Here is a 22030-nt window from a genome sequence, read left to right as displayed (position 1 = left end):
GCGGCGCGATCATCACCCGGTACGCCCCGGTCGCCGCGATCGTGAACGACTTCTACTGGGATCTGTTCGGCACGGGCCGGGCCACCCCGTATCCCGCCGAGCGGCTGCGTGCGCCCTTGGCGTCCGTGCTGGCCGCCGGCCCCGCCGCGGGGTAAGGCCGGTCCGGCGCCGCCACCCGGAGACGCTCAGTGGGCGGACGCCGGCTGCCCGGAGTCGGCCACCCAGGTCGGGTGGGCCTGGACGAACGCCGCAACGGTGTCGTCCCGGAACGCGTGCAGCAGTTGCATGCTGGTCGGGCTGAGGATCTCGGCGCTGCCGACCCCCGGGACGGTACGGCTGTTGAAGGTGCCGTTGTTGGTCTTGATCGTGGTGATCGCGTCGGGGCGGACACTCCGCATGGCGAAGGCCCAGTCCTCCAGCGGGATGCCACCGTCGTCGACGGTCATGGCCTTGCCGACCGCCGACAGCAGGCCGGGCAGCTTGGTCGGTGAGTTCAGGCCCTTGGTGATGACCTGCTGCAGCACCGCCTTGACGAACTGCTGCTGGTGGCGCTGCCGGCCGTAGTCGAAGTCGTGGTTGGCCAGCAGGTCCCGCTGCCGGACGAAGTCGAGCGCCTGGGACGGGTTCAGGCAGTGGTTTCCCTTGGTGTAGACGTTCGGGGTGACCCCGGGGATGCGGTGGTTGACCGTGCCGTCCGGATTGATCTTGTACGGCGCCGCCGTCTTCCCGGTCGCGTCGTCCTTCCCCAGGTGGATCGAGGTGGTGGTCTCGTCGACGTACATGCAGACCTGGCCGAGCGTCTGGACGATGTCCTTGAACCCCTGGAAATCGATGATGGCGCCGGCGTCCGGGGTGATGCCGGTGACGTCACGCACGGTCAGCGCGAGCAGCTCGAAGCCGTGCGACAGCGCGGGCGCGCCGGTGAGTCCCCGACCGCCGAACGCGAAGGCCGCGTTGATCTTGTTCTGCCCGCCGGCGTACGACGTCGCGCCGTTGTCATAGGCCGGGATGGTCACCAGTGAGTCGCGCGGCAGCGAGACCATGTATGCCTGGCTGTGATCGGCCGGGATGTGCATCAGGATGATCGAGTCGGCGCGGGTGAGCTGGCTGGGATCCTGGTTCGGGCGGGCGTCGACGCCCACGAGCAGGATGTTCTTCGCTCCGGTGATGTTCTGGTGCTGGCGCGGTGCCGCGGCGGCGCCGAGCAGGTTCTGCTGGGTGATCTTGCTGGTCGCGGTGTGCAGGAGGAACAGGCTGCCGCCCAGCGCCACGCCGCTGAGCGTCATCAGGGTCGCGCCGACCGCCACGCACCAGCGGGCCCAGCGCGGCCAACGCCGACGGGCCGGACCCGCGGGCGGGACCGGCTCCACGGGTGTGCGGTTGTCGGAACGCGCGGCGGCGTGCGGCACGAGTGCCTCCTCCGGACGGGGGCCAAACCGGACCAAATGTAGGCGCCCGATGAACGCAGCGTCACCCCACCCGGCTGTGAATCGCCTGGGAAGTCCACGAGACTGGCGGCCCGGCGGGCCGGCACCGGGGTAGTACGGCGTGGCCGACCGGTCACCCGGCCAGCCAGGCGCGGATCTCGGCGTCGTGCTCGCCCGGCCCGGGCGGCGGGAGGTGGTAGCGCGGCGGGGTCGCGGAGAAGCCGATCGGATGGCGGACGCCGGGTACGCCGTCGACGGTGACCACCGGGTCGAGCCCGAGTTGCCGCGCCAGCGCGACGCCGCCGTCGACCGTGTTGATCGGCGTGCACGGCACGCCCGCCGCGCGTAGGTCCCGGAACCACTCGTCGCTGCTCCGCTGGAGCAGCCGCGCGACCAGCAGGGGGCGCAGCACGGCACGGTGGGCGGTGCGGTCCTGGTTGCGCCGGAAGCGGGGGTCGTCGGGCAGGTCGGGCAGGCCGAGGACCTGGCACAGGGTCCGGAACTGGCCGTCGTTGCCGGCGATCACGACGAGTTCGCCGTCGGCGGTCGGCAGCGGCTCGTACGGGAAGATGCTCGGGTGGGCGTTTCCCATCCGGGACGGCACGACGCCGGCGGCGACCTGGGCGCTGGCGTGGTTGACCAGGCCGGACAGCGCGGAGGAGAGCAGGTTCACCTCGACGTGCTGCCCGGTCCCGGCCTGCTCCCGGTGGTGCAGGGCGGCGAGGATCCCGACGGCCGCGTGCAGGCCGGCGATCACGTCGAACACCGCCACCCCGGCCTTGCAGGGCGGACCGTCCGGCTCTCCGGTGAGGCTCATCAGCCCGGACGCCGCCTGCACCATCAGGTCGTACCCGGGCAGGTCGGCGCCGGCTCCCGCGCCGAAGCCGCTGATCGAGGCGTAGACGATCCGGTCGTTGGCGGCCGCGACGCTGTCGTAGTCGAGGCCGAAGCGGCACAGCGCGCCGGGCCGGAAGTTCTGGATCATGACGTCGGCGCGGTGGGCCAGTCGCCGGGCGAGCACCAGGTCCTCGGCGTCGGTAAGGTCGAGGGTGATGGCGCGCTTGTTGCGGTTGACGCCGAGGTAGTAGGTGGAGACGCCCTCGCGGACCGGCGGCATCCAGGTCCGGGTGTCGTCACCGCCGGGTCCCTCGACCTTGACCACGTCGGCGCCGAGGTCGGCGAGGAGCATGGTCGCGTACGGCCCGGCGAGGATCCGCGAGAAGTCCGCGACAAGCACGCCACGCAGCGGTCCGGCCCGCTCCTCCCCCATCGCGTCCGCCCCTCCTCCGTCCCGCCCCGGGTCGGGGCAGCGCACCAGGAGGACAACGATGGCACATGATCGACGAGTGAGCCCGGCCCGGACCGGCCGACGGGGCCCGAGCCGTCGGGCTGCTGGCCGTCGGCGGGCGGGTCAACGCGGTCGCCGGGGGGTCGGGAACCAGGTGGGCACCGCCGACGACTATCTGTACATGGCGTGTGAGCAGTGGCGGGAGATCCTGTCGGCGCAGCTGGACGGTGAGGCGTCGGCGGCCGAGACCGCAGCGGCCGAGGGGCACCTGGAGTCCTGTGCCGGCTGCCGGGGGTGGTTCGAGGCGGCGGTGGCGGTGACCCGGCGCGCGCGTACCCACGTGGTGCCGCAGGTCCCCGACCTGGTCGACGCGGTGCTCGCGGCCGCTCCCCCGGCGCCGGCCCGGTCCGGCTGGCGGGAGCGCGTGACGCTCGGGCTGCGGGGCCTGCTCGGGCTGCTGGGGGCGGTGCAGCTGGTGCTCGGGATGGCGCAGGTCGGCCAGGACGCCGTCGTCGGCCACGTGCACGTCTCCGGCCAGCACCTGTGGCACGAGTCGGCGGCGTGGAACGTGGCGGTGGGCGCCGGATTCCTCTATGTGGCGCTGCGCCGGTCCGCGCCGGCCGGGCTGCTGCCGATGCTCAGCGCCTTCGTCGCCACGCTGGTGCTGCTGTCGGTGAACGATCTGATCACCGGGCAGGTGGCGGTGCAGCGGCTGATCAGCCACGGGTTCCTGCTCGTCGGCTGGGTGGTCATGATGCTGCTGTCCCGGTCCCGGTGGCGCTCGGGCGGCACGCCGCCGCGGCAGGGCCGGTCGTCGGGCTCGCGGTGGTCGCTGCGGCTGGAGGAACAGCCGGAGGTGGCGCCGCTGCGGCTGCTGCCGCCGTACTCGGCGCAGGCCCGCGACAACCGCCGCGCCGCCTGACCGGCCGCGGCGGACGGCCCACGTGCCGGTGGACCGGGGCGCGACGACGCCGCGCCTGGGCCCGGCGGTGGCGCGAGCCCGGCCGGCAGACCTCGGCCGCTCAGACCACGCGGCTGCCCTGGGCGTCACCCCGCCAGGCGGCGACCAGGTCCTCGCGGGCCCGGGCGACCCGGGACCGGATGGTGCCGACCGGGCAGCCGCACACCTGGGCGGCCTCGGCGTAGGACAGGCCGACCAGCTGGGTGGCGACGAACGCCTCCCGCCGCTCGGGCGTCAGGGCGGCGATGAGCCGCCGCAGGGTCACGGCGTCGTCGCCGCCGGAGGTGACCGCCTCGGCCGCCTCGGCGGCCCGCTCCCAGTCGGTCAGCGCGGACACCCGCGGGCGGGTCGCAGCGGCCCGTACGTGGTCCACGGCGACCCGGCGGGCGATGGTGAACAGCCAGGTCCGGGCCGAGGACCGGCCGGCGAAACCGGGCAGGCTGCGCAGCGCGCGCAGGAACGTCTCCTGGGTCAGGTCGTCGGCCTCGGCCGGGCCGGCCAGGTGCGCGAGGAACCGCCACACCGGGACCTGCAGGGCCCGGACGAACGCGGCGGCGGCCTGCTGGTCACCCCGGCCGGCCTGGTGCGCCCACCGGGTGACCTGCGCGTCGTCGGCGTCGGCGCTCATCCGTGGCCGGCCGGCCGGTCCGCCGTCATCCTGATCGACGGTACGGGAGCTGGCCTCACTCGGTTCATACCTGCCATCCTCCTCCGACCGCACGGCCGACCGGTCACGGACCCGGCCGGGTCGCGCGCCCTGTATTGGTCGCTCCGCGGCGGCGAGAAGTTCCCGGGACGGCGCCGCTTCTTGGTCACGGCCCGGCCCCCGGCCCCACTCACGGGCCGATCGTGACCGCGACCGGCCCGACGCGCAGCACGCCGCACTCGTCCAAATCAGCCCCTTCCTGGAAGAATGGGACCGGTTACTCCCCGCCTCGTGTCCGTCACCTGCGGAAGCCGTTGTACGAGGTGTGACGGCGCAACGGTCAGTCATCGCCCCCAGGTCCGCCGCGAAACAGTCCCGCCGGCAGGTGGCGTGGGCGCAACGCGAGAACGACCGGCGGCGGCGCGCGTACGACGCCGAGGTCGAGGCCTGGCGCCGACGCGAGGAGCAGTTGGTGCGGCTGGGCATCGAGGCCGCCGGCTTCCTCGGATGCACCCAGCCCCGTACCGGCCTGCCGGTGGAACTCGACGACGACGAGGTCCTCTACCGCGTGCTGCCGAACGCGGAGCTGGTCGAGGCGGAGGCGCGGCACATCGCCGGACTGCCGGCGCCCGCCCTGGCGGTCGGGGCAACCCCGGTCGGGGCGACCGCCGGGCAGCCGTCCGGCCCCGTGCTGCCGAAGGGGTTGCGCGTGGTGGACGCCGGGATGGCGGTCGTGACCGACCGCCGGGTCGCCTTCGGCGGGCGTACCGGCCGGCGCGAGTGGACGTACCGCGACCTGCTGGGCCCCGGCCACCATCCGGAGGCCCCGGTCACCCTCCTGCACGCCGTGGACGGGCGCCGGCCGGCCGGCCTGCAGGTGCCCACCGCCGCAGCGGTGAACTTCCGCTTCTACCTCACCCTCGCCTTCGCCGCCGCCACCGGGCAGCGGGCCGCCGTGGCCCCGCAGATCGACGCCCTGCTGGCCGCCCACCGCGCCGCGCGCCCGCTGCCCCCGCCACCGGTGGCGCCCCAGAACGCGCCCACGGCCCTGCTGCCGCCGGAGCGGATGGCGGCCGCCGCCGCTGTCGTCGTCGCGGTGGCGTTCGCAGCGCTGACCAACGGCACGGCGACCCCGGGGACGACCGACCTGCCGTACCGGGCGGCGCCGGGTGTGAGCGCCGGCACCGGCGACCAACCCGAGGGCATCGGTGACATCTTCCCGAGTCCGTCCGCCCGGCAGGGGGCGCCCGGGGGTCGTCCGGTGCCCTCGCCGGCGGCCGTGTCCGTGGCACTGGCGACCGACGCGGCGCCAGCGGCGAGCCGTCCCGCCCCGCAGGCCACCGTGGGGCCCCGGTCGAAGCCGCCCGCCACCCCGGTCAGCGGAACCCCGCCGGCCGCGCGACCGGCGCCGGCCACCACCGCACCACCGGCCGCACCACCGGCCGGGCCCCCGGCCACGGCGCCGCCGTCGAGCGCCGCCCCGGCGCCCGCCCCGAGCAGCGCGGCGCCGTCCGCCGACCCGCCGGTGGTGCGGGTCTGCCTGGATCCCCTCCGGCTGCCGGTGGTGGACTCGCTGCTGTGCCCACCGACCGGCGACTGAGCGACCGGCACGGCGTCATGTCGCTCAGCGAGCGCCCGGGTCGCGAGGTCAGGAACTCGGCGGGGTGAGCAGGTAGTCGTCCGCCTCCGGGCTCCACCGCAGCTCGACGACCCCGCTGGTGGCCGCCGCCTTGCCGAACTGCAGGAAGCTGCGGTAGCCGAGCTTCTTCTCGCTGAAGTCCGGCCGGGCCCGGCGGAGCTGGTTCTTCAGGCCGGACAGGGCCACCGCCCCGTCGGCGCCGGCCAGGTCCGCGACGACCGAGCGCAGCAGCGCGAACGCCGCCTCGCGGTCGCCACGCTCGGGCAGCGCCACCTCGGGATCGCCCTTGGCGGGCCCCTCGGACAGCTCGATCACGTTGTGCTCGGCCAGGTAACGCAGGAGTTCGCCGAAGGTGCGGAAGCCGTAGTCGGACTCGCTGAACGTCGGATCCTTACGCAGCAGGGTCCGCTTCAGCCCGGAGGCGGTCACCTCGCCGCTGGAGCTGCCCTGGAGCCCCGCCACGGTCTGGGCCACGAGGACCGCGAGCCGGTCGACGTCGCGCACGGGTTCCTCCGCCGGCTGCGGCTCGGGCTGCGGCTCGGGCTGCGGCTCCACCGGCGGCCGCGCCTCCGGGCCGGGCGTCCGCCCGGGTCGGCCACGCCGCTCGGCGGGCGGGGGAAGGTCGACCCCTTCGAGGCGCTCGTAGTAGAGGAACTCGTCGCACGCGGGTGGTAGCAGCGCCGACGTGGACTTCTCCACCCCGACCCCGATGACCCGCTTGTTGAGCTCGCGCAGCTTGTGCACGAGCGGTGTGAAGTCGCTGTCCCCGGTGCAGATCACGAACGTGGAGATGTAGTCGCGTTCGAAGGCGAGCTCCACCGCGTCGACGGCCATCTTGATGTCGGCGGCGTTCTTCCGCGAGGCGCCCATCCGCTGGGGTATCTCGATGAGTTCGACGTGGGAGCGGGTGAGCATCCGGCGGTCCTCGTCGAAGTACGACCAGTCGGCGTACGCCCGGCGCACCACCACCCGGCCCCGTTCGGCGAGGGCGTCGGCGATGGGCCGGAAGTCGAACATCCGGCCGCGGTGATGGTCGCGTACGCCCAGCGCCAGGTTCTCGTAGTCGAGGAACAGCGCGATGCGGTCTTCCTGATCCACACCGGCCAGCGTACGCGCGGTGGGAGGCTGCCCCGGGCGGCACGGCGAAGCCGTTCGGGTCGGTGCGCGGCCGCATCGGGGCCCTCGAGGCGCGTGTCCGGCCGCTACGATCGCCCATGCATGCCCGAGGAGCGCAGGAGGTCGCCATGGCGGACGTCAGGTCGGGAGGCCACCCCGCTTCGGAGGAGTCCGCAGCGTCGACCCGGATCGACCCGTCGGTGCCTCATCCCGCCCGCCGCTACGACTACTGGCTGGGCGGCAAGGACAACTTCGCGGCGGACCGGCAGTCCGGTGACGCCGTCGCGGCCGCCTACCCGGCGATCCGGACCACGGTCATCGAGAACCGGCGGTTCATGCAGCGGGCCACCCGCTACCTGGCCAACACCGCCGGCATCCGGCAGTTTCTCGACATCGGCACGGGGATCCCGACCAGCCCGAACCTGCACGAGATCGCCCAGGGCGCCGCCCCGGAGTCGCGGGTGGTCTACGTGGACAACGACCCAATCGTGCTCACGCACGCGCGCGCCCTGCTGACCAGCGCGCCCGAGGGCGCCACCGCGTACGTGGACGCCGACCTGCGCGACCCGGAGCGGATCCTGGGCCACCCCGACGTGCGCGCCACCCTCGACTTCGACCGGCCGCTGGCGCTGATGCTGGTGGCCGTCCTGCACTTCCTCACCGACGCCGACGACCCGTACGCGATCACCCGGCGGCTGGTCGACGCGCTGCCCTCGGGCAGCTATCTGGTGGTCTCGCACGCCACCACCGACCTGGTGCCGCGGGACGTCGCCGCCACCGCGGCACCGGTCACCACGACCAGCATGATCGACATGGCGTTCCGGAGCCGGGACCAGTTCGCCTCGTTCTTCGCCGGCCTCGAACTCGTACCGCCGGGCATCACCCCGGTCACCGAGTGGCAGCCGGACGATCCGGCGGAGCTGCGCACCGCGGTCGCCCAGGCCTCCATGTACGCGGCGGTGGCCCGCAAGCCCTGAGCCGGCGTGGGCCCCTACCCGGGCGCGACCGGGCGCCCGGTGAAGACCCGCCGGGTCGGTGGTTTCAGGACGTCCGGCGGCTGAAGATCGGAATCAGCACCGCGGCGACCGCGACGTGCATCAGCCCGAGGACGACCTTGGTCGCGCCGCTCGCCCCGACGGCGAACAGCGGCAGGAACGACGCCAGGAACACGACGACGGCGAGCGCTGTCCAGACAGCGGCCGCATGGCGGGTCAACCGGTCCAGCACCGAACGGGTGGCCCAACCGAGCAACGCCGCCACGAGTGTGAAGACCGTGATGATCGGCAGGCCGAGGACGCCGGGCGGTTGACCGTTGCGGGGATCGATGTGCAACTCGACGTCGATGAGCTGGGCGACGGCCCAGACCAGTGCGGCGGCGACGAGGGACCCGCCGACGGCGAGGGCGCCGGCGCGCAGCCGAGTGGTTCTCGAGGACACGGAGGTGGCGGTCATTGCTGGCTCCTTCGTGGACTGAGGCTGATCCTTGCCGGCCCGGCCGCCGGCAGCGCCGAGCCCGAAAAGCACGGTACCGGTCAATTGTGAATTCACATGGCTGGCACAAATCGGCATCTATGGCGGCAGGCGAGGGTCAGCCGGTGGTCAGCGACGGCGGGCGAAGGGATTCCGGCCCGTGGCCGTCAGGTAGAGCGGGAAGAACACCACCCAGATGAGCAGGCAACCCACGAACCACGCCTCCGGGCTTTCCAGCCGGGAGGGCCCCAGCGACACGGAGACCGGGTTTCCGCGTCGCAGCCGCTCCTTCGCGTCCGCGTAGACCCACACGTCGCTGGCGAGCACCACGAGCAGGACGAGGATCGACACCAGTACGGCAGCGGGCAGCCCGTTCATTCCGACCGATCTCCTGGTCACGCGGTTGCGTCGTGATCGTACCCGGGCCGGCCTGCCGGTCATCTCCGCCGGCCGCGCCGGCCACGGAGCGCGCTTGCGGGCCCGCCGTAGCGTCGACGACATGAAGGTGCTGGTGGTTTCTCTCGTCGTGGTCGCGGTGGGTCTCATCGGGCTGTTCGTCTTCGTCGGCTGGCGCGACCGGAAGCGCCTCTCGTCGCGGGAGGATGCGGAGGCGGCCCGGGACGCCAGGTCGACCCAGGAGCGGTACGCGGCGGAGCGCCACGGTGTCCAGGGCGAGGTGTGGCGGCGCGGCCAGGGTTCCTCCGGCATGTGAGCGGGCTCTCGCGGGACGTGTCGCCGGGCGGGTCACCCTAGGCGCTGGCGCCGGAGTAGGAGTGCAGCGAGCGGCGCCAGGCGAGGGTGGCCACGACGACCGCGCCGACCGCCACCGCCGGCGCGATCAGCAGCAGGTACGGGTCGAGCCGGCCCAGCAGGGCCGCCGCGGGGTACGTGGTGAGGAACGCCACCGGCACCACGGTGAGGACCGCCTGCACGGGGTTGCGGTACAGCTCCACCGGAAAGCGGGACAGTTCGACGAAGGCGTACGAGACCCGGCCGAGTTCCTCGGCGGCCACCAGCACCACGGCGAGCGCCATGAGCAGCACGGTCAGGGCGTACAGCAGCAGCACCGCACAGCCCAGCAGCAGCCCGAACGCGGCCAGCGCGACCACCGACACGCCGCGGCCGGACAGGACCACCCCGACGGTGGTCAGGGCCAGGCCCAGCACCGGATCCAGCAGGTGGTTGACCCGCACCTGCCGCAGGCTCACCAGCAGTTGCGCGTCGAACGGCTTGGTGAGCAGGAAGTCGAGGGTGCCCAGGCGGACGTAGTCGGTCATCCGCTCCAGATTGGGCTGCAACAGCGCCTGGCGCAGGCCGTTGAGGGTGAAGAACAGGCCGATCACGACGAGCACCTCGGCCTGCGTCCAACCGGCCACCGTCCCGGTGAAGCGGAAGTAGACCGACGCGCCGGCCGCCGCCCACACCATCCAGAAGGCGCTGAGCGCCACGTTCGAGAAGAAGTTGAGCCGGTACTCCACCTCGCCGGCCACCGCCGCCCGCCAGCAGATCGCGAGGACCCGGGCGTGCCGGTTCCAGCCGTTCACCCGGCCACCGCCTGGTAGCGGCGGACGCCGTGCCGCCAGATGGTCCGGTACAGCACGGCGAAGGCGGCGAGCCAGCCGAGCCCGACGGCGAAGCCGTACGCGGCCTCCCGCGCGTCGAGGCGGCCCATCAGCAGCTCCACCGGGAAACCCATCGCGGTGCGGAACGGCAGCACCACCGCGACGCTGCGCAGCCAGTCCGGCATCAGCGCCAGCGGCGCGACCCAACCGGAGGCGAACGAGCCGAGCCCCCACCACAGCAGCCACGCGTTGGACGTCTGGGTGCTCCAGAACCCGATCAACGCGAACGTCGACGCCATGAGCAGGCTGACCGCGTACGCGAGCACGAGCGCGGCGGCGACGGCGGCGAGCCGGACGGGACCGACCGGGTAGTCCAGGCCCGGCACCAGCAGCGCGGCGAGCACCAGCGCCGGCACCAGCACGGTCAGGAAGACCAGGCGGTGGCCGAGGTCGTTGGTGGCGTACTGGTGGAAGGGGTGCACCGGGCGCAGCAGTCGCACGGAGAGGTCACCGCTGCGCATGTCCGCGTCCCACTGCCAGACGACGTGGTCGCCGGAGAGGTTCCACAGCAGGGTCGCCGCCGCGTAGTAGGACAGGAAGTCGCCGGTGGTCCAGCCCTTCGGCGGGCCGCCCTCGGCGACGACGGTGAGCCACACCCCCATCAGCAGCAGCGGGAAGAAACCGGTGAGCAGCGAGAGCGCGACGCGACCCCGGTAGGTCGCCGCCACCAGCGTCGCGCTGCGCACCAGCGGCGGGTACGCGGTGAGGACGTCACGCATGCGCGAAGACCGCCCGGATGATGTCCTCCACCGGCGGGTCCTCGATCGCGACGTCCTCGACCGGCAGGGTGGTGAGCAGCCGGGCCGCGACCGCGGCGGTCTCGGCGCGCGGCACCGCCAGGGTGACCACGGCACCGTCCACCTCGGACACCTCGCCGAGGCCGACCCAGGTCTGTGCCGGTACCGCCTCGCGCAGGGTGACCCGGACCAGCCGGTGCGGCGAGTGGGCCTCGACCAGCGCGGCGAGGTCGCCGTCGAAGCGCAGGGTGCCGTGGTCGATGACCAGCACCCGGCGGGCCAGCGCCGTGACGTCACCCATGTAGTGGCTGGTGAGCAGGACCGTCGCGCCGTAGCGGGCGTTGTAGTCGCGCAGGAAGGTGCGCACCGCCGCCTGGCCGTTGACGTCCAGGCCGAGCGTCGGCTCGTCGAGGAAGAGCACGTCGGGCCGGTGCAGCAGGGCGCCGGCCAGTTCGCAGCGCATCCGCTCGCCAAGGCTGAGCACCCGGACCTGCTTGGTCAGCAGCGGTTCGAGGTCCAGCAGGGTGACCAGTTCGTCGAGCGCCGACCGGTAGGGGGCCTCGGCGAGGCCGTAGATCGCGCGGTTGACCTCGAACGCGTCGGCGGCGGGCAGGTCCCAGAACAGGGCGTTGCGCTGGCCCATGACCAGCGAGATCCGGCGCAGGAACGCGGGCTCCCGGCGGTGCGGGGTGTGCCCGAGCACCCGTACGGCCCCGGCGGTGGGGTGCAGCAGGCCGGTCAGGCACTTCAGGGTGGTGGTCTTGCCGGCGCCGTTGGGGCCGAGGAAGCCGACGACCGCGCCCGCCGGGATCGTGAAGCTGACCTGCTCGACGGCGCGGACGGTGACGTGCTCGCGCCGGACGAGCGAGCGGAGCGAGGCGCGCAGGCCGGGTGGTCGCCGGTGCACCCGGAAATGCTTGGCCAGGTCGCGCACCTCGATCATGTGGACGACCCTAACGGGGGGCGGCGACGGATCGACATCGAATATTCCGGATCGGCCACGGCGCCGGGTCGGCGTCGGCCCACCCGATCCGGTGAGCGCTGTCGTCACCTAGCGGCGGCGCGCACTTACGGCCGCCCGGCGGGACGGGATACACCGGGGGTGACCGCTCGCCGGAGCGGTCGCTGCCTGCCCGAAGGGGGTCGAGCACGGTGCGGACCGACCGCCCCAGCCCGCGCCTCGCCACCGTCGAGGCGGTCGCGGACGCGATCCTCTACGAGGGCTACCTGCTCTACCCCTACCGGCGGTCATCGGGCAAGAACCGGGTCCGCTGGCAGTTCGGTGTGCTGGTGCCCCCGGCGTGGGGCGCGGCGCACGGCCTGGTCGACCGTGGCGTGGCGGGCTCCGCCGAGTCGCCATGGCAGCAGACCGAGTGCCTCATGGAGGCGCCGGACACGGCGATGGTCCGCGTCCGGTTGCGGTTCCTGCACCTGCAACGCAAGGTGGCCGAGCGCCGGACGGCCGACGGCGGGTACCAGCCCGTCGACCGGATCGAGGTCGGTGACTGCACGGAGCTCAGCTTCGACGAGGCGGTGCCCCGGGAGTACGACGTCGAGGCGTCGGTCGGCGACCTGCAGCGGGGCCGCCGCCTCAACCTTCGGGTGCCGGGCGGGGAGGACGTCGAGCCGCTGGTCGACGACCGGGGTGAGCCGATCGGTCGGGTGGTACGCCGGCGCTGCCCGTTGTCCGCGTCGGTCACCGTCTCCGCCGCCCCGGCCGAGGCGCCCTTCCCGTTGCTGCGGCTCGCGATCCGCGTCGAGAACACGGACGGGAGCACCCCGCCGGACAGTGCCCGGGACGACGCGTTGCGCTGCTGCCTGCTGGCGGCGCACACGCTGGCCACGGTCAGCCGGGGACGGTTCCTGTCCCTGCTCGACCCGCCGGAGTGGGCGACGCGCGCGGCGCGGGAGTGCCGCAACGAGCACACGTTCCCGGTGCTCGCCGGCGAGCCCGGCACCGTCGACATGGTGCTCTCGTCACCCATCATCCTCTACGACCACCCGCAGATCGCGCCGGAGAGCCCGGGCGATCTGCACGACGCGACCGAGATCGACGAGATCCTCTCGCTGCGTACGCTCACCCTCTCCGATGCGGAGAAGCAGGAGGCGCGGGCCACCGATCCCCGGGCGGCCGCCATCCTCGACCGGGTCGACGCCATGCCGCCCGAGGTGCTCGAACGGTTGCACGGCGCCATCCGCGCCCTGGCACCCGTACGCCGGGACGGCGATGCCGGTGCCGAGGCGGACCGGCCGTGGTGGGAGCCGGGCGCCGACGCGGGGATCGCGCCGGAGACCGACACCGTGCTGGTCGCGGGCACCCTGCTGACCCAGGGCAGCCGGGTCCGGTTACGGCCCCGCCGGCGCGGCACGGACGCGCACGACATGTTCCTGGACGGCCGCACCGCCCGGGTGGAGCAGGTGCTGCTCGACGTGGACGGGTCACGGTTCCTCGCCGTGACGGTGGACGACGACCCGGGCGCGGAGCTGCACCAGTGGTACGGGCGGCTGCGCCACTTCCGGCCCGAGGAGGTCGAACCGTTGGCGGGCGACGTGACGGCGCCATGAGCGGCCCCGAGCACGGGCGGATCCTGGTTGCCGGGATCGGCAACATCTTCCTCGGCGACGACGCGTTCGGGGTGGAGGTCGTCCGGCGCCTGCGGGACGAGGTCCTCCCAGCGGGGGTGGATGTGTCCGATTACGGGATCCGGGGGATGCATCTGGCCTACGATCTGCTGGACGGCCGCCACGACGTGCTGGTGCTGGTGGACGCGTTGCCGTTGGACGAGCCGCCCGGGACGTTGGCCGTACTCCGGGTGGACCTGGACGACCCGGGCTGGACGCTGCGGCCGGCCGACGTGCTGGACGCGCCGGCCGCCGATGCGCACGGCATGGATCCCGAGTCGGTGCTGCGGCTGCTGCGCGGCCTGGGTGGGAGCGTCGATCGCGTCCTCGTGGTGGGTTGCCAGCCGGCCGCCCTCGACGAGCGCATGGAGTTGTCGGCCCCGGTGGCCGCCGCGGTCGATGAGGCGGTCCGGACGGTGGTCGGGATCGTCCGGGAGGAAGTCGCGCGGCTCGCCCGCGGCGAGGGTGCGGCACGAGGCACGCCCGCGGAAGGTAGCGAACGGGGGGTGAGCACGCATGCATGAGACGGGTCTGTCCCAGGCGATCGTGGACGCGGCGGTACGCCGGGCCGCCGGCCGTCGGGTCACCGGCCTGCGGGTGCGGATCGGTGGGCACCCGGTCGACCCCAAGGTCGTCACGCAGGGCATCCAGCTGGCCGCCGCCGGCACGGTCGCCGCGGACACTGCCGTCGACCTGGTGCTCGAACCGATGACCGTGGCGTGCCACGAGTGCGGTCGCAGTGGGCCGGTCGACGACCATCTCGCGATGGTGGCCTGCCCCCGGTGCGGGGGCGTCGACATCGCCGTGACCGGCAGCGACGACGTGGTGCTGGAGTCGATCACGGTGGAGAACGTCGAAGTGGGTGCGTTCTGATGGACGCCAACGACGTGCTCCGGCACGACCACCGCGTGGTGGAGCAGCTGTTCCGGGACTATCAGGCAGCGGAGTCCGACGCGCAGCGGCGCGGCGTCGTGGAGATCCTGGTTCGCGAGCTGTCGAAGCACGCCGCGCTCGAGGAGGTGCTCTTCTACCCGTTCGCCGCGCAGGTGCTGGCCGACGGACAGGTCGACCGGCACCTCGCCGGGCACCGGCCGATCAAGGAGCTGCTCCTCGAACTCGACCGCTGCCGGGCCGGCGACAACGCGCAGGACGAGCTGATGCAGCGGCTGGCGTCCGCCGTCGCCCGGCACGTGCAGGACGACGAGAACGAGCTCATGCCGCAGCTGTGCGCCCAGGCCGACGAGCAGGCCCTGCGCGAGCTGGGCCAGGAGATCGACCAGGGCAAGCAGCGAGCCCCGACGCGCCCGCACCCGCACGCGCCGGACAAGCCGCCGGCGCTCACTCTCGCGGCGCCGGTGGCGGCCATCTACGACCGGTTACGGGATCGGATGCAAGGGAGGCCACGCACATGAGTCAGAGCAGGGGCGGCACCGCGGTGATCCCGAAGGAGAGCGGGTTCGACGAGGTCACCATTCTCTGGATCTCCGAGGGCATGAGCTGTGACGGCGATTCCGTGTCGATGACGGCCTCCGGTCAGCCGGCGATCGAGGACATCGCCCTCGGGCTCATTCCCGGTCTGCCGAAGGTCAACCTGCACAACAAGGTGTTGTCACCGGCGGCCGGCGGCGAGGAGTTCCTGGCGCCGTACCGGAAAGCGGCCCGGGGGGAGATGACCGAGCCGTTCATCCTGGTCATCGAGGGCTCGATCCCGAACGAGAACATCAACGGCGACGGGTACTGGACGTCGTTCGGCAACGACGAGCAGACCGGCGAGCCGCTGACCTTGAACTGGTGGATCGACCAGCTGGCGCCGAAGGCGTGGGCGGTCGTCGCGGCCGGCACGTGCGCGACGTACGGCGGCATCCACGCCATGGCGGGCAACCCGACCGGATGCATGGGCCTGGCCGACTATCTCGGGTGGGACTTCCGATCCCAGGGCGGCCTCCCGATCGTCAACGTGCCCGGCTGCCCGATCCAGCCGGAGAACTTCATGGAGACCCTGACCTGGGTGCTCTACCACGCGGCCGGCTCGGCGCCGCCCCCGCCGCTGGACCACATGCTGCGACCGCAGTGGCTGTTCGGCAAGACCGTGCACGAGGGCTGCGACCGGGCCGCCTACTACGAGCAGGCGGACTTCGCCAAGGACTACAACTCGCCCAAGTGCCAGGTGAAGGTCGGCTGCTGGGGGCCGGTCATCAACTGCAACGTCCCGAAGCGCGGCTGGATGGGTGGGGTAGGCGGCTGTCCCAACGTCGGCGGCATCTGCATCGGCTGCACCATGCCGGGCTTCCCCGACAAGTTCATGCCGTTCATGGACATGCCGCCCGGAGGCAGCCTGTCCACCCTGCTCATCAAGCCGTACGGCGCGGTGATCCGCCGCCTGCGCGGCCTCACCAACGCCACCGCCAACCGGGAACCGAAGTGGCACCACAACGGCCCGGAACTCACCAGCGGCTACAACCCGCGGTGGCGTCCGTACGGTCCGGCGGACCCCCGTCGACAGGCAGCAGAGGAGAGGAACCGACCGTGACCGCGACAAAACCGAAGCCGGCCGCCGGCAAGAAACCCGGCGAACTGGTGGAGATGGCGTGGGATCCGATCACCCGGATCATCGGCAACCTCGGCGTCTACACGAAGATCGACTTCGCGAACCGGGTGGTCGCCGAGTGCCACACCACGTCGTCGCTGTTCCGCGGCTACTCGGTGTTCATGAAGGGCAAGGACCCACGCGACGCCGGCTTCATCACCAGCCGGATCTGCGGCATCTGCGGCGACAACCACACGACCTGCTCGGTGTACGCGCAGAACATGGCGTACGGCATCAAGACCCCGCCGCTGGCCGAGTGGATCATCAACCTCGGCGAGGCCGCCGAGTACATGTTCGACCACACCCTCTTCCAGGACAATCTCGTCTTCGTCGACTTCTGTGAGGCGATGGTCAAGCAGACCAACCCCAGCGTGCTCGCCCGCGCGGAGGCCACCGCGGCGCCGGGCCGGGACATCCACGGCTACCGGACGATCGCCGACATCATGCGGGCCTACAACCCGTTCGAGGGCGAGGTCTACAAGGAGGCGCTGAAGGTCAGCCGCACGACCCGGGAGATGTTCTGCCTCATGGAGGGCCGACACGTCCACCCGTCGACGGTCTATCCCGGCGGCGTCGGCACCATGCCGCAGCCGACGCTGTTCACCGACTACCTGACCCGGCTGATCAGCATCCTTGACTTCGTCAAGAAGGCCGTCGCCATGAACGACGACATCTTCGACTTCTGGTACGAGGCGCTGCCCGGCTACGAGGAGGTCGGCCGCCGCCGGGTCCTGCTCGGCTGCTGGGGCTCGTTCCAGAACCCCGACGTCGTCGACTACAAGTACGAGACCATGACGAACTGGGGGCGGGCGATGCACGTCACGCCCGGCATCGTCGTCGACGGCAAGCTGCTCACCACCGACCTGGTCGACATCAACCTCGGCATCCGGATCCTGCTCGGCAGCTCCTACTACAAGGACTGGGCCGGCCAGGAGGAACCGTTCGTCAAGTACGACCCGCTCGGCAACCCGGTCGACATCCGCCACCCCTGGAACCAGACCACCCTCCCGGATCCCGGCAAGCGCGACTTCAGCGACAAGTACAGCTGGGTGATGAGCCCTCGCTGGTTCGACAAGAACAGCGGCGAGCATCTCGCGCTGGACACCGGCGGCGGCTGCTTCGCCCGGCTGTACACCACGGCACTGGCCAAGATGGTCGACACCCCGTACGTCAAGTCGACCGGGCACAGCGTGCAGATCTCGCTGCCGAAGAGCGCGCGGCTGCCCGAGATGACGCTGGAGTGGAAGATCCCGAAGTGGTCGAACGCGCTGGAGCGGGACCGCTCGCGGGCCTACTTCATCGCGTACGCCGCAGCCATGTCGCTCTACTTCCTGGAGCGGGCGATGGAGCGGGTGCGCGGCGGCGACATGCGGGTCTTCGCCGAGTTCGACGTGCCGGACGAGGCCATCGGCTGCGGCTTCCACGAGGCCGTCCGGGGCCTCCTGTCGCACCACGTCGTGATCCGGGACCGCAAGATCGCCAACTACCACCCGTACCCGCCGACGCCGTGGAACGGCAGTCCCCGCGACAGCTACGGCACCCCGGGGCCGTACGAGGACGCGATCCAGAACACGCCCATCTTCGAGGAGAACGGCCCGGAAAACTTCAAGGGTGTGGACATCATGCGGGCGGTGCGCAGCTTCGATCCCTGCCTGCCGTGTGGGGTGCACATGTACGTCGGCGGCGGGCAGACCCTCAAGAAGATCCACTCGCCGATGTTCGGCGCGTCGCATGGCTGAGCAGCCGGACCACCCGCGGCTCGACGACACGGTCGTCGAGCCGCGGCTGGCCCGCCTGGACACCGTGCTCGGCCAGCTCGAACAGACTCCCGGCCGCACCGCCGAGCTGGCGCTGGAGGCCGTCGAGCTGCTGACCGAGGTGTACGGCGAGGCGCTGGCCCGGGTCACCGACCTCGCCGCCGACAGCCCTCGCACGCTCGACCGGCTCACCGGCGACGAACTGCTACGGCACCTGCTGCTGTTGCACCGCATCCATCCGGATCCGCTGGACCGGCGGGTGGCCCGAGCGGTCGACGACCTCCGGCCGCAGCTACGCGCGCAGGGCGCCGAGATCACGCTGGTCGGCGTCCAGGACGAGGTGGCCCGGATCAGCCTGTCCGCGAGTTCGTGTGGTGGTGCGGCCCTGCGCGACCTGGTCCGGCAGCAGGTCCTGACGTTCGCGCCGGAGCTGTCCGCCGTCGACGTGGTGGCGCCCGCGCCGCCTCCGGCGTTGATTCCGATCGCCAACCTGTGGCAACGGCCAGACCGGACCGATGCGGCAGCGCTGGGCGAGGCGGGGCCGGCCGCGGCGCCGCTGGCGTTGGGTGGCCCGACATGACGGCGGGCGCGCTGCAGCGGGCGATCCGCCGCGCGGGGCAGCGCGCGGCGGCCGAGCGCTGCGGGATGTGCGCCGGACCGGTCGCGCCCGAGCACCGGCACGTGTGGGACGAGCAGGACGGGGAACTGTTGTGCGCCTGCCGGCCGTGCTCCCTGCTCTTCGAGCGGGAGTCGGCCGGCGGGGGCCGGTACCAACTCGTCCCCGCTCACGGCCGGCGGTTGACCGACCTCTCCGCCGACGAGCTGGGGGTGCCGGTCGGTCTGGTGTTCTTCGTGAAGCAGCGCGACGGCCGGGTGCTCGGGCACTATCCGAGCCCGCTGGGCACGACCGAGTCGGAGATCGATGCCGACGCCTGGCGGGCGGTCGAGGCACGATCGCCCGCACTGGCCGAGCTGGCGCCCCGGGTCGAGGCGTTCCTGGTCTGGACGGGCACGCAGGCTGGCGGGGGCCAGCAGTGGGTGGTGCCGGTCGACGACTGCTACCGGCTGGTCGCGCTCATCCGGCGGCACTGGACGGGCATGTCCGGGGGAAGCGCGGTGTGGCGCGCGATCCCCGGGTTCTTCGAGGAGCTCGACCGACGGCACGGTCGGCACTCCGGCGACGACTGATGGAGGAGGCGGTAATGGGCGAGATCCGAGTGGGCGATCCCGACGTCGAACTCGACGCGCCGGCACACACCAAGGGCGTCGAGGAGGGCAACTCGCGACGGCGCAGGCAGGCCGGCCATCACGACGACGGGACGGTGGACGCGCGCCGCTCGACCGGCATCCGGCCGAAGAAGCACGGCCCGATCCTGCCGATCATGCCGAACCTGCCGCCAGGCTGAGCGGATCCGGGCCGGGCCCGAAGGAGGTGAGTCATGCGGAAGCTGCTGGCGCTGCTGGCCGGCGTCGCCGTCGTGGGGCTGTTCTGGAAGGAACTGCCCGCGCTGCGGCGCTACATCAAGATCGAGAAGATGTGAGCAGGAAGGGCCGAACGAGCCGATGTGTCTAGGTATCCCGGGCGAGATCGTCGAGATCAAGGCCGGTCACGACGATCTCGCCGTCGTCGACGTCGTGGGCGTCCGGCGGGCGGTCAACATCGGCCTGCTCGAGGCGGACCAGGTCGGCGTGGGCGACTGGGTGCTCGTCCACGTCGGGTTCGCCATGTCCAAGATCGACGAGGCCGAGGCGGCCGCCACGTTGGCGCTACTGACCGGCCTCGGACAGGCTTACACCGACGAGTTGCAGGCGCTCGCCGAATCCGACATCAGCTAGGGGATCACCAGATGCGTTTCGTCGACGAGTACCGCGACGCGGACAAGGCCCAGGCGTTGGCCACCCAGATCGCCGCACTGTGCGAGCCGGGACGGCAGTACAAGTTCATGGAGGTGTGCGGCGGGCACACGCACACCATCTACAAGCACGGGATCGAGGACTACCTGCCGGAGAACGTCTCGCTCGTGCACGGACCGGGCTGCCCGGTCTGCGTCATCCCGATGGGCCGGGTGGACGACGCCATCGCCATCGCCCACGAGCCGGGCGTCATCATGACCGCGTTCGGCGACATGATGCGGGTCCCCGGTGGGAACGGCTCGTTCCTGGACGCCAAGGCGGCCGGCGCGGACATCCGGATGGTGTACTCGCCGCTGGACGCCCTGAAGATCGCCCGGACCAACCCGGACCGCAAGGTGGTCTTCATGGCGATCGGGTTCGAGACCACCTCCCCGTCCACGGCGATGACCGTGCTGCGGGCGGCCGCCGAGGGTGTCGACAACTTCTCGGTCTTCTGCAACCACGTCACCATCCTTCCGGCGATCAAGGCGATCCTCGACTCGCCGGACCTGCGCCTGGACGGCTTCCTCGGGCCCGGGCACGTCTCCACCGTCATCGGCTGCCGGCCGTACGAGTTCATCGCCCGCGACTACGGCAAGCCGCTGGTGTGCGCCGGGTTCGAACCACTGGATCTCCTGCAGTCGGTCTACCTGCTACTCAAGCAGCTCGCGGAGGGCCGCTGCGAGGTCGAGAACCAGTACACCCGGGTGGTGCCCTGGGACGGCAACCTGCGGGCGCTGGAGGCGATCGGCCGGGTCATGCGGCTGCGCCCGTACTTCGAGTGGCGCGGCCTCGGCTTCATCTCGCACTCCGCCCTGCGGATGCGGGACGAGTACGCGGCGTACGACGCCGAGCGGATCTTCGAGGTGCCCGGGGTACGCGTCGCGGACCCGAAAGCCTGCCAGTGCGGCGAGGTACTCAAGGGAGTGCTCAAGCCGTGGGAGTGCAAGGTGTTCGGCACCGCGTGCACACCGGAGACACCCATCGGCACGTGCATGGTCTCCTCCGAGGGCGCGTGCGCGGCCTACTACAACTTCGGCCGCTTCGCGCGGCAGCGGCTGACGGAGGCGAGCGCGGTATGACGGCCGAACGCACCGCCGGCTGGGCCGAACGCGCGGTGGCCGAGGCCGAGGCGACGACCGGTCGCCGGTCGGGGCGGCTGTCGCCGGAGGAGCAGGTGCTCCAGCGGATCGAGCGGGCCCGCCAACGCGCGCCGAGGATCCGGGAGAGCCGACTCACGCTCGCGCACGGCGCGGGTGGGAAGGCGACGCACAGCCTGGTCGAAGGGCTGTTCGTGGAGGCGTTCCGCAACCCGACGCTGGAGGCGCTCGACGATGCCGCCGTGCTCTCCGTGGGCACCGGCCGGCTGGCCTTCACCACCGACTCGTACGTGGTGTCGCCGCTGTTCTTCCCCGGCGGCGACATCGGCGACCTCGCCGTCAACGGCACGGTGAACGACCTCGCGGTCAGCGGCGCCCGGCCGCTGTACCTGTCGGCCGGGTTCATCCTGGAGGAGGGCTTTCCCGTCGCCGACCTGCGGCGGATCGTCGCCTCCATGGCTGCCGCGGCGGAGCGCGCCGGGGTCCAGGTGGTCACCGGCGACACGAAGGTGGTGCAGCGGGGCAAGGCCGACGGCTGTTACGTCAACACCGCCGGCGTGGGTGTGCTGGAGCGGCCGGTGACGCTCGGCACCGCCCAGGTCCGCCCCGGTGACGCGGTCGTCGTCTCCGGGCCGATCGGCGACCACGGTGTGACCATCATGCTCGCCCGCGGCGAGCTGGACATCGCCGCCGACCTGACCTCGGACACCGCGGCGCTACCCGGTCTGGTGGCCGCGCTGCTCGACGCGGCGCCCGGGGTGCGGCTGCTGCGCGACGCCACCCGGGGCGGCGTGGCGACCATCCTCAACGAGGTGGCGCAGGCGGCCCGGGTCGCCGTCGTCGTCGACGAGGCCGCGGTGCCGGTACGTCCCGCCGTGACCGGCGCCTGCGAACTGCTCGGCATCGACCCGCTCTACGTGGCCTGCGAGGGGCGCCTGGTGGCCGTGGTGGACGGCGCGCAGGCGGAGGCCGCAGTGGCGGCGCTGCGCGGCCACCCGCTCGGCGACGGCGCGGCGGTCATCGGCCGGGTCACCGCCGACCCGCCCGGGATGGTGCTGCTCCACACGGCGTTCGGCGGCACCAGGGTGGTCGACATGCTGGTCGGGGATCCGCTCCCGCGGATCTGCTGACGGCGGCCGTCGCATCAGCCGGCGGGCACAGGTGG

26 protein-coding genes are annotated in these 22030 nt (G+C 72.4%); 17 read left to right on the top strand and 9 right to left on the bottom strand.

Annotated features, from left to right (window positions below):
- Positions 1-185: 185 nt before the first annotated feature.
- Both ACGF4F_RS20025 and ACGF4F_RS20020 read right to left on the bottom strand, forming a co-directional pair.
- On the bottom strand, positions 186-1409 hold the full coding sequence (locus ACGF4F_RS20025) for an LCP family protein (RefSeq protein ID WP_357438962.1): 1224 nt from the start codon (positions 1407-1409) through the stop codon (positions 186-188).
- 151 nt (positions 1410-1560) lie between these two features.
- Positions 1561-2697, bottom strand: coding sequence for a CoA transferase (locus tag ACGF4F_RS20020; protein ID WP_357438965.1), 1137 nt, complete (start codon positions 2695-2697; stop codon positions 1561-1563).
- Positions 2698-2896: 199 nt separating this feature from the next.
- On the opposite strand from ACGF4F_RS20020, the gene ACGF4F_RS20015 reads away from it, so the two are divergent.
- Positions 2897-3637: a zf-HC2 domain-containing protein gene (locus ACGF4F_RS20015; RefSeq protein WP_357439280.1), complete on the top strand. Its 741-nt coding sequence runs from the start codon at positions 2897-2899 to the stop codon at positions 3635-3637.
- 100 nt (positions 3638-3737) lie between these two features.
- Here the strand turns inward: ACGF4F_RS20015 and ACGF4F_RS20010 are convergent, their stop codons facing one another.
- Positions 3738-4304, bottom strand: coding sequence for a sigma-70 family RNA polymerase sigma factor (locus tag ACGF4F_RS20010; protein ID WP_393079065.1), 567 nt, complete (start codon positions 4302-4304; stop codon positions 3738-3740).
- Positions 4305-4707: 403 nt separating this feature from the next.
- Between ACGF4F_RS20010 and ACGF4F_RS20005 the strand changes: the two genes are divergently transcribed.
- Complete coding sequence (locus ACGF4F_RS20005; RefSeq protein ID WP_357438969.1) at positions 4708-5922, top strand: hypothetical protein; 1215 nt, start codon at positions 4708-4710, stop codon at positions 5920-5922.
- A 48-nt stretch (positions 5923-5970) separates the two neighbouring features.
- On the opposite strand, the gene ACGF4F_RS20000 is transcribed toward ACGF4F_RS20005, so the two are convergent.
- A complete protein-coding gene (locus tag ACGF4F_RS20000; RefSeq protein ID WP_357438971.1) occupies positions 5971-7059 on the bottom strand; it encodes a PIN domain-containing protein in 1089 nt (362 codons plus the stop codon).
- Positions 7060-7205: 146 nt separating this feature from the next.
- Between ACGF4F_RS20000 and ACGF4F_RS19995 the strand changes: the two genes are divergently transcribed.
- Positions 7206-8054 carry an SAM-dependent methyltransferase gene (locus ACGF4F_RS19995; RefSeq protein ID WP_357438974.1) on the top strand — a complete coding sequence of 283 codons (849 nt, stop codon included), beginning with the start codon at positions 7206-7208 and terminating at the stop codon, positions 8052-8054.
- A gap of 64 nt (positions 8055-8118) precedes the next feature.
- Here the strand turns inward: ACGF4F_RS19995 and ACGF4F_RS19990 are convergent, their stop codons facing one another.
- Entirely contained in the window at positions 8119-8529 is a 411-nt protein-coding gene (locus ACGF4F_RS19990; RefSeq protein ID WP_357438977.1) for a DUF6069 family protein, read from the bottom strand.
- Between the two features lie 147 nt (positions 8530-8676).
- A complete protein-coding gene (locus ACGF4F_RS19985) occupies positions 8677-8946 on the bottom strand; it encodes a hypothetical protein (RefSeq protein ID WP_357438979.1) in 270 nt (89 codons plus the stop codon).
- Between the two features lie 100 nt (positions 8947-9046).
- Between ACGF4F_RS19985 and ACGF4F_RS19980 the strand changes: the two genes are divergently transcribed.
- On the top strand, positions 9047-9259 hold the full coding sequence (locus ACGF4F_RS19980; protein ID WP_357438981.1) for a hypothetical protein: 213 nt from the start codon (positions 9047-9049) through the stop codon (positions 9257-9259).
- A gap of 37 nt (positions 9260-9296) precedes the next feature.
- On the opposite strand, the gene ACGF4F_RS19975 is transcribed toward ACGF4F_RS19980, so the two are convergent.
- The 3 genes from ACGF4F_RS19975 to ACGF4F_RS19965 are packed head-to-tail and all read right to left on the bottom strand — an operon-like array spanning position 9297 to position 11849.
- A complete protein-coding gene (locus ACGF4F_RS19975) occupies positions 9297-10091 on the bottom strand; it encodes an ABC-2 family transporter protein (protein ID WP_357438983.1) in 795 nt (264 codons plus the stop codon).
- A complete protein-coding gene (locus tag ACGF4F_RS19970; protein ID WP_357438986.1) occupies positions 10088-10888 on the bottom strand; it encodes an ABC-2 family transporter protein in 801 nt (266 codons plus the stop codon). Before ACGF4F_RS19970 ends, ACGF4F_RS19975 begins: the two co-directional genes overlap by 4 nt.
- Positions 10881-11849 (bottom strand): ATP-binding cassette domain-containing protein, encoded by a 969-nt coding sequence (locus ACGF4F_RS19965; protein WP_357438989.1) that lies wholly within the window; start codon positions 11847-11849, stop codon positions 10881-10883. Before ACGF4F_RS19965 ends, ACGF4F_RS19970 begins: the two co-directional genes overlap by 8 nt.
- A 209-nt stretch (positions 11850-12058) precedes the next feature.
- On the opposite strand from ACGF4F_RS19965, the gene ACGF4F_RS19960 reads away from it, so the two are divergent.
- From ACGF4F_RS19960 to hypE, 13 genes are read left to right on the top strand one after another with little or no spacing between them, the layout of a single operon-like run.
- A complete protein-coding gene (locus ACGF4F_RS19960) occupies positions 12059-13471 on the top strand; it encodes a hypothetical protein (protein ID WP_357438991.1) in 1413 nt (470 codons plus the stop codon).
- On the top strand, positions 13468-14052 hold the full coding sequence (locus ACGF4F_RS19955; protein WP_357438993.1) for a hydrogenase maturation protease: 585 nt from the start codon (positions 13468-13470) through the stop codon (positions 14050-14052). The genes ACGF4F_RS19960 and ACGF4F_RS19955 overlap by 4 nt, the downstream gene beginning before the upstream one ends.
- Positions 14045-14401 carry a hydrogenase/urease maturation nickel metallochaperone HypA gene (locus ACGF4F_RS19950; protein ID WP_393079058.1) on the top strand — a complete coding sequence of 119 codons (357 nt, stop codon included), beginning with the start codon at positions 14045-14047 and terminating at the stop codon, positions 14399-14401. Before ACGF4F_RS19955 ends, ACGF4F_RS19950 begins: the two co-directional genes overlap by 8 nt.
- Complete coding sequence (locus tag ACGF4F_RS19945; protein ID WP_357438998.1) at positions 14401-14940, top strand: hemerythrin domain-containing protein; 540 nt, start codon at positions 14401-14403, stop codon at positions 14938-14940. The genes ACGF4F_RS19950 and ACGF4F_RS19945 overlap by 1 nt, the downstream gene beginning before the upstream one ends.
- Complete coding sequence (locus tag ACGF4F_RS19940; RefSeq protein WP_357439000.1) at positions 14937-16058, top strand: hydrogenase expression protein HypE; 1122 nt, start codon at positions 14937-14939, stop codon at positions 16056-16058. The genes ACGF4F_RS19945 and ACGF4F_RS19940 overlap by 4 nt, the downstream gene beginning before the upstream one ends.
- Positions 16055-17854 carry a nickel-dependent hydrogenase large subunit gene (locus ACGF4F_RS19935; protein WP_357439003.1) on the top strand — a complete coding sequence of 600 codons (1800 nt, stop codon included), beginning with the start codon at positions 16055-16057 and terminating at the stop codon, positions 17852-17854. Before ACGF4F_RS19940 ends, ACGF4F_RS19935 begins: the two co-directional genes overlap by 4 nt.
- The gene (locus ACGF4F_RS19930) at positions 17847-18452 is read left to right on the top strand and encodes a hypothetical protein (protein ID WP_357439006.1); all 606 of its coding nucleotides are present in this window, start codon (positions 17847-17849) and stop codon (positions 18450-18452) included. Before ACGF4F_RS19935 ends, ACGF4F_RS19930 begins: the two co-directional genes overlap by 8 nt.
- Positions 18449-19060, top strand: a complete 612-nt coding sequence (locus ACGF4F_RS19925) for a DUF5947 family protein (RefSeq protein WP_357439008.1) — start codon at positions 18449-18451, stop codon at positions 19058-19060. Before ACGF4F_RS19930 ends, ACGF4F_RS19925 begins: the two co-directional genes overlap by 4 nt.
- 14 nt (positions 19061-19074) lie before the next feature.
- A complete protein-coding gene (locus tag ACGF4F_RS19920) occupies positions 19075-19278 on the top strand; it encodes a hypothetical protein (protein WP_357439011.1) in 204 nt (67 codons plus the stop codon).
- 33 nt (positions 19279-19311) lie between these two features.
- Positions 19312-19413 carry a DUF6893 family small protein gene (locus ACGF4F_RS19915; protein ID WP_387279547.1) on the top strand — a complete coding sequence of 34 codons (102 nt, stop codon included), beginning with the start codon at positions 19312-19314 and terminating at the stop codon, positions 19411-19413.
- Positions 19414-19435: 22 nt separating this feature from the next.
- Positions 19436-19708, top strand: coding sequence for a HypC/HybG/HupF family hydrogenase formation chaperone (locus tag ACGF4F_RS19910; protein ID WP_073835171.1), 273 nt, complete (start codon positions 19436-19438; stop codon positions 19706-19708).
- Positions 19709-19719: 11 nt separating this feature from the next.
- Entirely contained in the window at positions 19720-20847 is a 1128-nt protein-coding gene (hypD, locus tag ACGF4F_RS19905) for a hydrogenase formation protein HypD (protein WP_357439015.1), read from the top strand.
- Positions 20844-21995, top strand: coding sequence for a hydrogenase expression/formation protein HypE (gene hypE, locus ACGF4F_RS19900; protein ID WP_357439018.1), 1152 nt, complete (start codon positions 20844-20846; stop codon positions 21993-21995). Before hypD ends, hypE begins: the two co-directional genes overlap by 4 nt.
- The last annotated feature ends 35 nt before the right edge of the window (positions 21996-22030 follow it).

This window comes from Micromonospora sp. NPDC047740 (assembly GCF_043204735.1).
Taxonomy (GTDB): domain Bacteria; phylum Actinomycetota; class Actinomycetes; order Mycobacteriales; family Micromonosporaceae; genus Micromonospora.
This window is presented reverse-complemented; position numbering and strand designations above follow the sequence as displayed.

Excerpts from the sequence above, each read along its gene's own strand:
- ACGF4F_RS19970 (WP_357438986.1), bottom strand. The coding sequence starts at position 10,888 with ATGCGTGACGTCCTCACCGCGTACCCGCCGCTGGTGCGCAGCGCGACG.
- ACGF4F_RS19930 (WP_357439006.1), top strand. The coding sequence starts at position 17,847 with ATGGCTGAGCAGCCGGACCACCCGCGGCTCGACGACACGGTCGTCGAG.
- ACGF4F_RS19920 (WP_357439011.1), top strand. The coding sequence starts at position 19,075 with ATGGGCGAGATCCGAGTGGGCGATCCCGACGTCGAACTCGACGCGCCG.
- ACGF4F_RS19945 (WP_357438998.1), top strand. The coding sequence starts at position 14,401 with ATGGACGCCAACGACGTGCTCCGGCACGACCACCGCGTGGTGGAGCAG.
- ACGF4F_RS19925 (WP_357439008.1), top strand. The coding sequence starts at position 18,449 with ATGACGGCGGGCGCGCTGCAGCGGGCGATCCGCCGCGCGGGGCAGCGC.
- ACGF4F_RS19995 (WP_357438974.1), top strand. The coding sequence starts at position 7,206 with ATGGCGGACGTCAGGTCGGGAGGCCACCCCGCTTCGGAGGAGTCCGCA.
- ACGF4F_RS19980 (WP_357438981.1), top strand. The coding sequence starts at position 9,047 with ATGAAGGTGCTGGTGGTTTCTCTCGTCGTGGTCGCGGTGGGTCTCATC.
- ACGF4F_RS19990 (WP_357438977.1), bottom strand. The coding sequence starts at position 8,529 with ATGACCGCCACCTCCGTGTCCTCGAGAACCACTCGGCTGCGCGCCGGC.
- ACGF4F_RS19955 (WP_357438993.1), top strand. The coding sequence starts at position 13,468 with ATGAGCGGCCCCGAGCACGGGCGGATCCTGGTTGCCGGGATCGGCAAC.
- ACGF4F_RS19910 (WP_073835171.1), top strand. The coding sequence starts at position 19,436 with ATGTGTCTAGGTATCCCGGGCGAGATCGTCGAGATCAAGGCCGGTCAC.
- ACGF4F_RS20020 (WP_357438965.1), bottom strand. The coding sequence starts at position 2,697 with ATGGGGGAGGAGCGGGCCGGACCGCTGCGTGGCGTGCTTGTCGCGGAC.
- hypD (WP_357439015.1), top strand. The coding sequence starts at position 19,720 with ATGCGTTTCGTCGACGAGTACCGCGACGCGGACAAGGCCCAGGCGTTG.
- hypE (WP_357439018.1), top strand. The coding sequence starts at position 20,844 with ATGACGGCCGAACGCACCGCCGGCTGGGCCGAACGCGCGGTGGCCGAG.
- ACGF4F_RS20010 (WP_393079065.1), bottom strand. The coding sequence starts at position 4,304 with ATGAGCGCCGACGCCGACGACGCGCAGGTCACCCGGTGGGCGCACCAG.
- ACGF4F_RS19965 (WP_357438989.1), bottom strand. The coding sequence starts at position 11,849 with ATGATCGAGGTGCGCGACCTGGCCAAGCATTTCCGGGTGCACCGGCGA.
- ACGF4F_RS19950 (WP_393079058.1), top strand. The coding sequence starts at position 14,045 with ATGCATGAGACGGGTCTGTCCCAGGCGATCGTGGACGCGGCGGTACGC.
- ACGF4F_RS19940 (WP_357439000.1), top strand. The coding sequence starts at position 14,937 with ATGAGTCAGAGCAGGGGCGGCACCGCGGTGATCCCGAAGGAGAGCGGG.
- ACGF4F_RS20015 (WP_357439280.1), top strand. The coding sequence starts at position 2,897 with ATGGCGTGTGAGCAGTGGCGGGAGATCCTGTCGGCGCAGCTGGACGGT.
- ACGF4F_RS19915 (WP_387279547.1), top strand. The coding sequence starts at position 19,312 with ATGCGGAAGCTGCTGGCGCTGCTGGCCGGCGTCGCCGTCGTGGGGCTG.